Here is a 12,379-nt window from a genome sequence, read left to right as displayed (position 1 = left end):
TGAATGCCTTACAGCCCCAGCGGCGCCAGCTCGCCCCGGCCTTGCCGGATTACCACCGGGTCGTTGCCCTCGGCCATCGGCGTCAGGTCGATCACGGTGGTGGCTTCCTTGTAGCACGCACCGGCGTCAATCACGGCGGCAAGCTCGCGCCCCAGCGGGCCGGTGATGTCCTGGGGGTCGCTGATGGATTCGGTTTCGCCGCGCGGAATGAGCGTGGTGGCCAGCAACGGGCCGCCATGCAGTTCCAGCAGGGCTTGCAGCGCCTTGTGGTCGGGCACGCGCAGGCCGATGGTCTTGCGCGACGGGTGGCTCAGGCGGCGCGGCACTTCCTTGCTGGCCTCCAGGATGAAAGTGTAGGGGCCGGGCGTTGCGGCTTTGAGCAGGCGGAACTGCTTGTTGTCGACCCGCGCATAGTTGGCCAGCTCGCTCAGGTCGCGGCACAGCAGCGTGAGGTGGTGCTTGTCGTCCACCCCGCGAATGCGGCGCAGGCTGTCGGCGGCAGACTTGTCATCGAGCTGGCAGACCAGCGCATAGCTGGAGTCGGTGGGCACGGCCGCAATGCCGCCGCGCTTGATCAGGTCAACGGCCTGCTTGAGCAGACGCGCGGGCGGATTGTCGGGATGAACTTCAAATAATTGAGCCATTAAAAACCTTTCAGGATTCAGTCGCTTGAATGATGACGCGGCTTTCACGCACTGCAAGCCATGCGCCTGCCGCGCCACATACCGCGATCATGCCCATACCCATCAGCGACAGGCGATCCGGGACATGCGAAAACACCCACCAGCCGCCCAGCATGGCAAAGCCGATCTGTGCATACAAAAAAGGCGTCAGGGTAGAAACCGGCGCACGCGCATAAGCCAGAATCATCATGAAATGACCGACGGTGCCCATGAAACCCATCAGCGCCAGGCCGGCCCAGAGCGTCCACGAATCGAGCGAAGTCCAGACAAACGGCAAGGCCAGCGACGCGATCAGCGTACCGACCCAGCCGGTATAAAAATGCATCGTGACCGGGTCTTCGGTGCGCGCCATCCGGCTGGTCAGGATCTGGAACCACGCATGCGAAACCACCAGGCCCAAGGGCAGCAGCGTGGCCCAGCTAAAACTCTCGCCACCCGGCCGGATGATGATGAGCGTGCCGACAAAGCCGCCAACCACCAATATCCAGCGTAAAACCGATACCCGTTCACCCAGCGTGACCGAAGCCAGCAGCGTGATGACCAGCGGCGTGATCATGACAATGGCCGTGAACTCGCCGACCGGCATGTACTTCAGGCTGAAAAATGCAAAAACGCTGGTCGTCAGCAACAGCAAGCCTCGCAGGCACTGGAACTTCGGATGTGCTGTTTTAAAAAGACGCCAGCCCCGGGACGGCAGCATGGTCACGGTCGTGGCGATGGCTTGAAATGCATAGCGAAACCACAGCGCCATCAGCACCGGCACACTCAGGGAGATGGCTTTAGTGGTGGTGTCCAGCACGGCAAAGCAGGCCACGGCTGCCACCAAAAGCGCAATCCCCGCCAGCGTGTTGGGCGGAGTTCGGGGGGCAGTCGTCATTGCTGAATGCGGTCAGCCAGCAATTCCCACACCGGCGTCAGCTCGCCCGGCAAAAAAGGCAGTTTTCCAAGGTCGGTATGGCTTTCGTCGGGGCTGTGAAAATCGCTGCCCCGCGACGCCGCCAGTCCGAACTCTTTGGCAGTTTCGGCGTATTTCACGAACTCCTGTTTGGTATGGCTGCCGGTGACGACTTCCACGCCGCACCCGCCGTGCGCCTTGAATTCGGTGAACAGCGCATATTCTTCGTTGGCCGAAAAGTTGTAGCGGCCCGGATGGGCAATGATGGCCACGCCCTTTGCCTGCGTGATCCAGGTGACGGCGTCTTTCAGGGTCGCCCAGCGATGCGGCACATAGCCGGGTTTTCCTTCGGTCAGGTATTTGCGAAAAACTTCAGGCGTTTCGCGGCACACGCCGGTTTCTACCAAAAAGCGGGCAAAGTGGGTGCGTGAAATCAGTTCGGGGTTGCCGACAAATTTCAGGGCGCCTTCAAAAGCGCCATGAATGCCTGCTTTGGCCAGTGACTCGGACATTTCCATGGCGCGCTGTTCGCGGCCGCCGCGTGTGTCGCGCAGGCCTTGCGCCAGGGCGGCATCGTCAGGATCAAAGCCCAACCCCACAATGTGAACGGTTTCGCCGGCAAAGGTGACGGAAATTTCGGTGCCGGTGAGATACGCCATGCCTCGCGCCCTGGCGGCTGCCATCGCGCGGTGCTGGCCGCTGATTTCGTCGTGGTCGGTCAGCGCCCACAGTTCGACGCCATTGGTTTTGGCACGCTCTGCCAAGACTTCGGGCGTCAGGGTGCCGTCGGAGACGACGGAATGACAATGGAGATCGGCGTTGAGAATATTTTTAGGATGCACGAAAACATTTTATGCTTTCAAGCGTGAAAGCGCGCATTTTTCAGGACTTGCAGCCGCTGCCAATTTTTTGCATGACCTGCTTTTCGCTTCCCGCTTGCCGGGTATTGGAGGGAAAAAAAGCTGCCACCGAGGCAGCCCATTTGCCAAGCCCGACGCGATCGCAGCGGCCCCCAAAGGTGCAAGCGTTAATTTTTCAGGGGGGCAGGTTTTCCAGCCAAACAACGAATACGCCCCGCACCAGCCCAGCAGGCTGGTCGCCTGCGGCACAGCTCCTATCCAGCCCCACACGCCAATCGTACTGGTGACCGTCAAGCGGCGCGTTGACAGGCGCAATGGCCGGCTGCATGTCGGCCATTGCGCCTGCGCCAAGGTAGAGCGTGGCGGGATCAATCGTGACTGGGCCTGTCGTCCTATTGATCCGGCCCTCTGAAGTTTGAACAAAAATTGACTATTTTGCTTGGGACCAAAGCCGCAAAACTTATGACTTCAATGGGCCGGAGCAATAGCGGATTCCGGTAAGGCGCGAGGCAGGTAAGGAGGTGGGTAATACGGGGGCAGGTCACTCGTGAGCACTCACGAGGGTGGCAACACCAGATTAACAGTCAAAAATTGCGCTAGCGCAGGCTGCACAAGCGCAGTCAGCTATCAAATAAATAGTATTGAAACGGCTTTATAACGCATTCATGTGTTCAGGGCTTAGGCCTTAAGCAAGCTATCTTTTATTGAAAACAAAAGGTTGGGCGACGCATCAATCACTTCATGATTGGGTTGTGTTGCGTGGGCTGCAAGATCATGCGGGAGCTGCGCAAAAGGCTGCAATTGAAATTGCGTGGCAGAGCGATTCGTGACGCAGGTGTTGGCTAATTAAATATTGATTTGCCGGAAAAATGAGTGGTATCGACGCTCCCGGCTCGGGGCCGGCGACGTGCACCTCGGTGCAGCTGTCCAAGGCGAACCAGTCGCTCATCAACGACGCCAACCCAGATCGAAATTGCTGATTTGGCAACCCAACGAGAGCTTGCAGCCACTGATTGCGGGGTGGCAATATAGTAAAAATGGGGTTGGTAAATTGCCGTGGCTTGGTGAGGCAACCCCAAGCGTTAAACACGGCTCATGCCGCAGGAAGAATCGGGCGACTACACGACGCCACTGATTTGTGAATTAAGGACGGCTCTTGCGCATACCCGGTATGCGCAAGAGGCTATTGAATGAATAGCAATCAGCGTGTATTTTTTTTCGGGTTTCAGCGCAGGCCAAAATAAGACAGGATGACGCCGATGATGACGACCAGGCCGACGATATAGATGATGGTGTTCATGATTTCCTCTGGGGGATGGTGGGGCGCCGATGTGGGCCCCTTCTGAACATCAATCATTATCGCGCTGGACATCCGGGGCTGTAGGCAGCCCGACTCAAAAACCGTCGGACAAATTCCCTATAGACCCTGCAACTTGGGCGCCTGGATTTCTGCAGCTTCAATCAGAAACTGCACGCGCCGGATGCCTTTCCATTCATTGGTGTCGAGCCGGAACGCCAGCGTCACGCGCGCCGGCAGGGCTTCGGTATGGCCGAACCAGATGCCATCCACCGGCTCGCCCCGGTGCTTGAGCTTGAGCGACAAATGCTTGTCGTCGCCCACCAGCCGCTGCGACACCACCTCGACCTCTTCGCTGAAGGTTGGCGCGGCAAAACCCTGGCCCCAGACTTCCTTGTGCAGCGTATCGACCACGTCGGCGCGCCGGTATTCGGGTGCCAGCGGGCCGTCGGTGTCCAGGCGGCGCGTCAGCGTGGCGGCGTCCAGCCATTCGCTGGCGACCTGCTGCAATCCGTATTCGAACTGCTCGAAATGTTCCTCGGAAATTGTGCAGCCTGCCGCCATCGCGTGCCCGCCAAAACGCAGCAACACACCCGGATGGCGCTTGGCGACCAGATCCAGCGCGTCGCGCAAATGAAAGCCCGGAATCGAGCGGCCCGAGCCTTTGAGTTCATGCTCCTTGCCCGGCGCCTGGCTGGCGGCAAACACAAAGGTCGGCCGGTGCAGCCGGTCTTTGATGCGCGAGGCGACGATGCCGACCACGCCTTCGTGAAAATCCGGGTCAAAAATCGCAATCGCCGGGGGCGGTTCCTCGTCTTCGTCAATCATCGCGTCGGCGGCCAGTTGCGCCTGGTCGCGCATGCCGGATTCGATGCTGCGGCGTTCGCGGTTGATGCCGTCGAGCATCTGCGCCAGCTCGTCGGCCCGTGTCGGGTCGTCTGTCAGCAGGCATTCAATGCCCAGCGTCATGTCGGCCAGCCGACCGGCCGCATTGATGCGCGGGCCGAGCGCAAAGCCGAAATCAAAAGTCGTTGCAGCGGCGGCCTGCCGACTGGCAGCCTTGAACAGGCTGGCAATGCCGGCGGGCAGCGCGCCGGCGCGGATGCGCTTCAGGCCCTGCGCCACCAGCCTGCGGTTGTTGGCATCCAGCTTCACCACGTCAGCCACCGTGCCCAGCGCCACCAGTGGCAGCAGCGTGTCGAGCTTGGGCTGGTGGGCGGCGTCAAACACGCCGCGCGCGCGCAACTCGGCGCGCAGCGCCAGCAGCACGTAGAACATCACGCCGACGCCGGCGATGGCCTTGCTTTCAAAGGTGCAGCCGGGCTGGTTGGGGTTGACGATCACGTCGGCATCGGGCAGGCCGATCTGCTCGTTGAACAAGGCCGGCAAATGGTGGTCGGTGACCAGCACCTGCAGGCCCAGCGCTTTGGCGCGCGCCACGCCGTCGATGCTGGCAATGCCGTTGTCCACCGTCACCAGCACGTCGGCACCGCTGGCTTTTACCCGCTCGGCAATCGGCGCGGTCAGGCCGTAGCCGTCAACGATCCGGTCGGGAACCAGGTAGCTGACGTGCTTGGCGCCCAGCAGTTTCAGGCCGCGCAGTGCCACGGCGCAGGCGGTCGCGCCGTCGCAGTCGTAGTCGGCGACGACGCAGATTTTTTTATCGCTGGCCATCGCATCGGCCAGCAAGCGGGCGGCTTCTTGCGTGCCGCGCAGCGCGGACGGCGGCAGCAGTTTGGCCAGTCCGTCGTCGAGTTCGTCGGGGCCGTGGACGCCGCGCGCGGCATAAAGCTGCGCCAGCAAAGGGTGAATGCCCGCCTGCTGCAGCGCCCAGACGCTGCGCGGAGGCACGTCGCGTACCTGAATTTTCATGGTCTGTCTCTCGAATCGGTTGAATGAATGACTATGATTTTCATAGCTGCTTGAGCACGTCCAGCGTGCGCAAGGGGCTGAAAAAGCTTGAAATTCGGCGCCACGGGCTGGCGCGGTGGGTTTCAAAGGTCTGCGCGCTGTCTTCACCGCACAGCGTCAGGCGCACGGTTTCGCCGGCGCTTTGCCGGGCCAGCAGACCCGCGATTTCGCCCGCGTCCAGCGTGGCCCAGGCTTGCGCGTAGGCGGCCCAGTCTTCCCTGAACACCGCTTCGGCCAGGCTGCGTGGTGCGCTGATTTGCTCCTTCGGCGTGATCGGCGTGACGGTTTCCGCGTTGTGCAAGGGTAAATCCCCCGTGCCGCTGATCCAGAAAGAGTTGACCGGCAACTTGCCTTGGCTGTCGCGTACGTCGTTGAAGGGGTGTGTGTAAAGCAGCATCTGCATTTCATTTTGCAGCCGGCGAAGCGGCGCGGCCCCTTTGGCGTCCGGCAACCACGCATCGACATTGCGCGCCAGCACCCGGTCGAGTGAGGCGGTCGGCAGGCCGCGAAACAGCTCGCCCTCGGCCAGCCAGCGCTCGGGCGTCAGGTAATGCAGCGTGATGCCGTCGGTTTCAAAATAGGGTTGCATGAGCGCCAGCAGGGCGCGCGACTCGTCTTCGCGCAATTCCAGCACGGCCGGGTCGGTCAGGGTGGCGTGCAGGTGCCTGACGGCCCAGTGGCAAGGCGTGATCCAGGCCCAGGCCTTGTCGCCGCCTGCCTGCAAGTAGGTTGCGGCGTCCTGGGCGGCCCAGGGCATCAAGCCATCCGGGGTTTGAAGCGTGGCCAGGCCCAATGCGCGGGCCAAGGCGCGCTCGTGCGGCGGCGAAAGCGATTCCGGATTTTGGCGGTCGGTTTGCACCAAGTGCATGCCCTGCAGCAACTGGCCGAGTCGTTTTAAGGTGTTCGGCGGCAGGGATTCGAGAGTGGGCAGCCAGGCGGCTGCGCTGCAAGCGGCAAAGGGGATGAGAACGTGGGGAGTCGATTCAAGGCGCATCGCGCTATTGTCCGGGATGCCACAATCACGCCCATGCAAATCCCCTATGAGTTGATTTTGGGCTGGCGCTACACCCGCGCTGGCCGCGCCACCCGGCGCAATGGCTTTATTTCCTTTATTTCAGGTGTTTCCATGCTCGGCATTGCGCTGGGCGTGGCGGCGCTGATCATTGTGCTGAGCGTGATGAATGGCTTCCAGAAGGAAGTGCGCGACCGCATGCTGGGCGTGATCTCGCACATTGAAGTGTTTGCCCCCGGCGGTGGCGCGCTGGCCGATCCGCAAAAAACACTGGCCGAAATCAAGGCCAACCGAGAAGTCGTCGGCGCTGCAACTTTCATAGCTGCCCAAGCCCTGCTGGCGCGCGGTGAGGACATGAAAGGCACCTTGGTGCGCGGTATTGACCCGGCGCTGGAGGGCCAGGTAACTGATCTGGCCGTGAGTTCGCAGCCGACGCTGGCAAAGCTGTTTCCTGGTGAATTCGGCGTGGTGCTGGGCGGCGAGCTGGCCCGCGCCATGGGCGTGCGCGAAGGTGACACGGTGACGCTGATTGCCCCCAGCGGACAGGTGACGCCCGCCGGCGTGGTGCCGCGCCTGAAGCAGATGACGGTAGTGGGCACCTTTGACTCTGGCCATTTTGAATACGATTCGGCGCTGGTCATGATGCACCAGGACGACGCGGCAAAAATTTTCCGCCTCGAAGGACCGACCGGCATCCGCATCAAACTGAAAGACTTGCACCAGGCGCGGCAAGTGGCGCTGGAGTTGTCGAAAACCTTGAGCGGCGACCTCCTGATACGCGACTGGACGCGGCAAAACAAGACCTGGTTTGCCGCCGTCGAGTTGGAAAAACGCATGATGTTCATCATCCTGACGCTGATCGTGGCAGTGGCGGCGTTCAATCTGGTCAGCACCCTGGTGATGACGGTGACCGACAAGCGCGCTGACATTGCCATTTTGCGCACGCTGGGTGCCAGCCCGAAAAGCATCATGGGCGTGTTCATGGTGCAGGGCGCAATGGTCGGCGTGATCGGCACGCTGTCCGGCCTGTTGCTGGGGCTGCTGGTGGCCTTCAATATCGATGTGATCGTGCCGGCGCTGGAGCGGCTGCTGAACGCCAGCTTTTTGCCCAAGGACATCTACCTGATCAGCCGCATGCCGAGCGAGCCGCAGTACGCCGACATCATGCCGATCGTCGTCATCTCGCTGATTCTGGCTTTCCTGGCCACCATTTACCCCAGCTGGCGCGCCAGCCGCGTGAATCCGGCGGAGGCGCTGCGCTATGAGTGATCAAACCCCCACGCTCCCCACTTCGTGTGGTTCGCTGCCCCCCGAGGGGGCCGCCCCGCCTGCAGTCCGGCAAAGCCGGTCCTGCGGCCGGAACTTGGACGAACGGGGGCAGGTGTGTGCCTCGCCCGAAGTTTTGAAAAATGATGTTCCTATGCTGCCCACTTCAAGCAGTTCGATGATTTCTGAGGGAGCTACTTTGCAAGAACGCAGGACCGACTCCGACTTACTCCCTCTCCCTTTGGGAGAGGGCAGGGGTGAGGGCCTACCCGAATCCGTGACCCAGCCCCAGGGCGAGGTCGTGCTGCGCGCCACCGGCCTGACCAAACGCTTCACAGAAGGCCGGCTCGACGTGACCGTACTGCAGGGCGTTGACCTGCAAGTGCATCGCGGCGAAACCCTGGCCATTGTCGGCACTTCGGGTTCGGGCAAAAGCACCCTGCTGCATTTGATGGGCGGGCTGGACGCGCCCACCAGCGGGCAGGTCGAATTGAAGGGTCAGATTCTTTCAACGCTGTCCCCCGCCAGCCAAGGCCAGCTACGCAATCAGCACCTTGGCTTTGTCTACCAGTTTCACCATTTGCTGCCCGAGTTCAGCGCGCTCGACAACGTCGCCATGCCGCTGTGGATCCGGCGTCAGGACCGTGCCAAAGCGTCTGAAGTCGCCAGCAAGATGCTGGCCAGCGTGGGCTTGCAAGACCGACTCCACCATCGTCCGTCCGAACTTTCAGGCGGCGAACGTCAGCGCGTCGCCATCGCCCGGGCCCTGGTGACGCGACCGGCCTGCGTGCTGGCCGACGAGCCCACCGGCAACCTCGACCGCTCCACTGCCGACGGCGTGTTTCAGTTGATGCTTAAACTCGCCCGAGAGCATGGCACCGCGTTTGTAATGGTGACGCACGACGAAGCACTGGCGGCGCGCTGTGGGCGGCAGCTACGGCTGGTGCTGGGAAAGTTGTCAGAGGCGCAGTGATATCGCTTCAGTTACCATTTGTGTAAACGGCTTATTGATTTTTTGATGGTTTAAACGAAAGAATTTATGCCGCTAACGGATAACGGGAATAGCGCTGGCGGGAAACAGGGGATTCCTGACGGATTCACCGAATTCCGGCGGCAGGAAACACTGCTCAAGACAGGCGCTCTGCAAGACGCCATTTTCAACAGTGCCAACTTTTCCAGCATTGCCACCGATGAAAAAGGGGTGATCCAGATTTTCAACGTGGGTGCCGAGCGCATGCTGGGTTATGCGGCTTCCGATGTTGTCAATCAGGTCACGCCGGCTGATATTTCCGATCCGAAAGAGCTGATTGCCCGGGCCGTCACCCTGAGTCTGGAACTGGACACGCAGATTACGCCCGGCTTCGAAGCGCTGGTGTTCAAGGCTTCGCGCGGGATCGAGGACATCTACGAGCTGACCTATATCCGCAAGGACGGCAGCCGCTTCCCGGCGGTGGTGTCGGTCACGGCACTGCGCGATGCGCAGGACGCCATCATCGGCTACCTGTTGATCGGCACCGATAACACGGCGCGCAAGCAGGCCGAAGAGGCGCTGCTTAGAGCGGGGGCCTTGCAGAGCGCGATTTTCAACAGCGCCAACTTCTCCAGTATCGCCACTGACGCGAAGGGCGTCATCCAGATTTTCAACGTCGGCGCCGAGCGCATGCTGGGCTACACCGCCGCCGAAGTGATGAACAAGATCACCCCGGCCGAGATTTCCGATCCGCAGGAAGTGATTGCGCGCGCCGAGGCGCTGAGCGTCGAACTCGGCACCCCGATTACGCCCGGCTTCGAGGCGCTGGTGTTCAAGGCCTCGCGCGGGATCGAGGACATCTACGAGCTGACTTATATCCGTAAAGATGGCAGCCGCTTTCGGGCGGTGGTGTCGGTCACGGCACTGCGCGATGCGCAAGACGCCATCATCGGCTACCTGTTGATCGGCACCGATAACACGGCGCGCAAGCAGGCCGAAGAGGCGCTGCTGAGAGCGGGGGCCTTGCAGAGCGCGATTTTCAACAGCGCCAACTTCTCCAGTATCGCCACCGACGCGAAGGGCGTGATCCAGATTTTCAACGTCGGCGCCGAGCGCATGCTGGGCTACACCGCCGCCGAAGTGATGAACAAGATCACCCCGGCCGAGATTTCCGATCCGCAGGAAGTGATTGCGCGCGCCGAGGCGCTGAGCGTCGAACTCGGCACCCCGATTACGCCCGGCTTCGAGGCGCTGGTGTTCAAGGCCTCGCGCGGGATCGAGGACATCTACGAGCTGACCTATATCCGCAAGGACGGCAGCCGCTTTCCGGCGGTGGTGTCGGTCACGGCGCTGCGCGATGCGCAAGACGCCATCATCGGCTACCTGTTGATCGGCACCGACAACACGGCGCGCAAACAAGTCGAAGCGGAGCAGGCGCTGCTCGACCAGCGTTTGCGCGATCAGCAGTTTTACACGCGCTCACTGATCGAATCAAATATTGACGCCATCATGACGACCGATCCGCGCGGCATTATCAGCGACGTCAACCAGCAGATGGAGGCGCTGACCGGCTGCACGCGCGATGAATTGATCGGGGCGCCGTTCAAAAACTATTTTACCGATCCGGAGCGGGCCGAGGCGGCGATCAAGCGTGTGCTGCGCGAAGGCAAGGTCACCAACTACGAGTTGACCGCCCACGCCAGGGGTGGCAAGGAAACAGTCGTGTCGTACAACGCGACCACCTTCCATGACCGCGACCGCAAGCTGCAAGGCGTATTCGCGGCAGCGCGCGATGTGACTGAGCGCAAGCGCTTCGATAGCACCTTGCAAGAAAAAAATATCGAGCTGGAGCATGCCAGCCGCATGAAGTCAGAGTTCCTGGCCACCATGTCGCATGAATTGCGCACGCCGCTGAACGCCATCATCGGATTTTCAGAGGCGCTCAAGGATGGCTTGATGGGCCAGCTGAGCGATACCCAGCACGAATACATTGGCGATATTTTCACCAGCGGGCAGCACTTGCTGTCCCTGATCAATGACATTCTGGATTTATCGAAGGTCGAAGCAGGCATGATGGCGCTCGACCTCGACGCGGTCGACCTGAACAACCTGCTGTCCAACAGCTTGTCGATCGTCAGGGAAAAGGCGTTAGCCCAGCGCATCGATCTCGAACTCGAAATGGATGAAGACTTGGGCATACTCGGCTTGGACATGCGCAAGACCAAGCAAATTGTCTACAACCTGCTGTCGAATGCCGTCAAATTCAGCACCGCCGGCGCTCGCGTGACCTTGAGCGCACGGCGGGTCTCATGCGATTCCGTTGGCACACTGCCCGGTGCCTGGCCAGTGCACAGTTTCCCCTTGGTCAACAATGCGTACAGCGAATTTATCGAGCTCTGCGTCAGTGACAGCGGCATCGGAATTTCCCAGGAAAATATGGCGAAGTTGTTTCAGGCCTTCGGTCAAATCGACAGCAGCCTGGCGCGCAAATTCGAGGGTACCGGCCTCGGCCTGGCGATGGTCAAAAAACTGGCCGAACTGCATGGGGGGACTGTGGCCGTGGCCAGTGCAGAGGGTGAGGGTGCGCGCTTCGCGGCGTGGTTACCCCTGCGCACGGCGGCTCAAACTACACCCACTCAGCCCGACATCGTCGACACAGTAACCATGCCGGCAGCCGCGCCTCTGGAACGCATTGCGCTGGTCGTCGAGGATGACGACCTGGCCGCTGACCTGATTCGCCTGATGCTCGAAGCCGAAGGATTTACCGTCTTACACGCTGCCAGTGCGGAGGCCGCCCTCGTGGTGGCGTCGCAGCAGACCCTCAGCTTGATCACGCTGGATATTAAGTTGCCGGGCATCGATGGCTGGGAATTTCTTCTGCGGATACGCGAAAGCGGCACCTCGGCCCAGGTGCCGGTGGTGATTATCTCCGGGCTGACCGACAGCAAGATGGCACTGATTGGCGGAGCCGCCGCCGTGCTGCAAAAGCCAATCAGCCGCGCCCTGCTGAAAGCCTCACTCGCCAATCTGGGCCTGCTTTCGGGCCATGGACTTACCCACACGGTATTGGTCGTGGATGATGACCCCAAAGCAGTCGAAGTCATTGCCGCCTTTTTGCCGCCACCGGCCTACACGGTAGTGCGCGCGTATGGCGGTAGCGAGGCGATCACCCTGGCGCAGCGACTACGGCCGGACTTGATTTTGCTCGACTTGATGATGCCGCAAGTGAACGGCTTTGAGGTGATTAAAGTGCTTCAGCGCAATCCCGAAACGGCGCGTATCCCGATTCTGATGGTGACCGCCAAAGAGATCACGGCGCAAGACCGTGCTGAGCTCGATAGCAATCCGGGCAAGGTTATCCATGTTATAGAAAAAGCCGGGTTCAATCCGGCCAGCTTTATCACTGAGGTAAAGCGCACCTTCTTGCCAAGGTTAGAGAAAAATAGAGAGGACACCTGATGGCCAGAATATTAATTATTGAAGAC

10 protein-coding genes are annotated in these 12,379 nt (G+C 60.8%); 3 read left to right on the top strand and 7 right to left on the bottom strand.

The window, feature by feature from the left end:
• Window positions 1–8 precede the first annotated feature (8 nt).
• From RCH06_RS11180 to RCH06_RS11150, 7 genes are all read right to left on the bottom strand, one after another.
• Window positions 9–644 (bottom strand): L-threonylcarbamoyladenylate synthase, encoded by a 636-nt coding sequence (locus tag RCH06_RS11180; protein ID WP_327081539.1) that lies wholly within the window; start codon window positions 642–644, stop codon window positions 9–11.
• A 10-nt stretch (window positions 645–654) separates the two neighbouring features.
• Window positions 655–1,560, bottom strand: a complete 906-nt coding sequence (locus RCH06_RS11175; protein WP_327081538.1) for a DMT family transporter — start codon at window positions 1,558–1,560, stop codon at window positions 655–657.
• Window positions 1,557–2,420, bottom strand: coding sequence for a 3',5'-nucleoside bisphosphate phosphatase (locus RCH06_RS11170; RefSeq protein ID WP_327081537.1), 864 nt, complete (start codon window positions 2,418–2,420; stop codon window positions 1,557–1,559). Before RCH06_RS11170 ends, RCH06_RS11175 begins: the two co-directional genes overlap by 4 nt.
• A gap of 9 nt (window positions 2,421–2,429) precedes the next feature.
• Window positions 2,430–2,687, bottom strand: a complete 258-nt coding sequence (locus RCH06_RS11165; protein ID WP_327081574.1) for a YgaP family membrane protein — start codon at window positions 2,685–2,687, stop codon at window positions 2,430–2,432.
• Window positions 2,688–3,663: 976 nt separating this feature from the next.
• On the bottom strand, window positions 3,664–3,795 hold the full coding sequence (locus RCH06_RS11160) for a hypothetical protein (protein ID WP_327081536.1): 132 nt from the start codon (window positions 3,793–3,795) through the stop codon (window positions 3,664–3,666).
• Between the two features lie 60 nt (window positions 3,796–3,855).
• Entirely contained in the window at window positions 3,856–5,607 is a 1,752-nt protein-coding gene (recJ, locus tag RCH06_RS11155; protein WP_327081535.1) for a single-stranded-DNA-specific exonuclease RecJ, read from the bottom strand.
• 40 nt (window positions 5,608–5,647) lie between these two features.
• Window positions 5,648–6,640, bottom strand: coding sequence for a hypothetical protein (locus RCH06_RS11150; protein WP_327081534.1), 993 nt, complete (start codon window positions 6,638–6,640; stop codon window positions 5,648–5,650).
• Between the two features lie 33 nt (window positions 6,641–6,673).
• Here RCH06_RS11150 and RCH06_RS11145 point away from each other — a divergent pair, with 33 nt between their 5' ends.
• From RCH06_RS11145 to RCH06_RS11135, 3 genes are all read left to right on the top strand, one after another.
• The gene (locus RCH06_RS11145; protein WP_327081533.1) at window positions 6,674–7,927 is read left to right on the top strand and encodes a lipoprotein-releasing ABC transporter permease subunit; all 1,254 of its coding nucleotides are present in this window, start codon (window positions 6,674–6,676) and stop codon (window positions 7,925–7,927) included.
• 274 nt (window positions 7,928–8,201) lie between these two features.
• Complete coding sequence (gene lolD, locus RCH06_RS11140) at window positions 8,202–8,897, top strand: lipoprotein-releasing ABC transporter ATP-binding protein LolD (protein ID WP_327081532.1); 696 nt, start codon at window positions 8,202–8,204, stop codon at window positions 8,895–8,897.
• Window positions 8,898–8,963: 66 nt separating this feature from the next.
• Window positions 8,964–12,353 (top strand): PAS domain S-box protein, encoded by a 3,390-nt coding sequence (locus RCH06_RS11135; protein ID WP_442799642.1) that lies wholly within the window; start codon window positions 8,964–8,966, stop codon window positions 12,351–12,353.
• Window positions 12,354–12,379 lie beyond the last annotated feature (26 nt).

The organism is Polaromonas sp. CG_9.5 (assembly GCF_035984465.1).
Lineage (GTDB): Bacteria > Pseudomonadota > Gammaproteobacteria > Burkholderiales > Burkholderiaceae_C > Polaromonas.
This window is presented reverse-complemented; position numbering and strand designations above follow the sequence as displayed.

What these genes read in the sequence shown, in the direction of transcription:
- RCH06_RS11180 (WP_327081539.1), bottom strand. Translation starts at nt 644, where the DNA reads ATGGCTCAATTATTTGAAGTTCATCCCGACAATCCGCCCGCGCGTCTG.
- RCH06_RS11135 (WP_442799642.1), top strand. Translation starts at nt 8,964, where the DNA reads ATGCCGCTAACGGATAACGGGAATAGCGCTGGCGGGAAACAGGGGATT.
- RCH06_RS11175 (WP_327081538.1), bottom strand. Translation starts at nt 1,560, where the DNA reads ATGACGACTGCCCCCCGAACTCCGCCCAACACGCTGGCGGGGATTGCG.
- RCH06_RS11145 (WP_327081533.1), top strand. Translation starts at nt 6,674, where the DNA reads ATGCAAATCCCCTATGAGTTGATTTTGGGCTGGCGCTACACCCGCGCT.
- recJ (WP_327081535.1), bottom strand. Translation starts at nt 5,607, where the DNA reads ATGAAAATTCAGGTACGCGACGTGCCTCCGCGCAGCGTCTGGGCGCTG.
- RCH06_RS11150 (WP_327081534.1), bottom strand. Translation starts at nt 6,640, where the DNA reads ATGCGCCTTGAATCGACTCCCCACGTTCTCATCCCCTTTGCCGCTTGC.
- RCH06_RS11160 (WP_327081536.1), bottom strand. Translation starts at nt 3,795, where the DNA reads ATGATTGATGTTCAGAAGGGGCCCACATCGGCGCCCCACCATCCCCCA.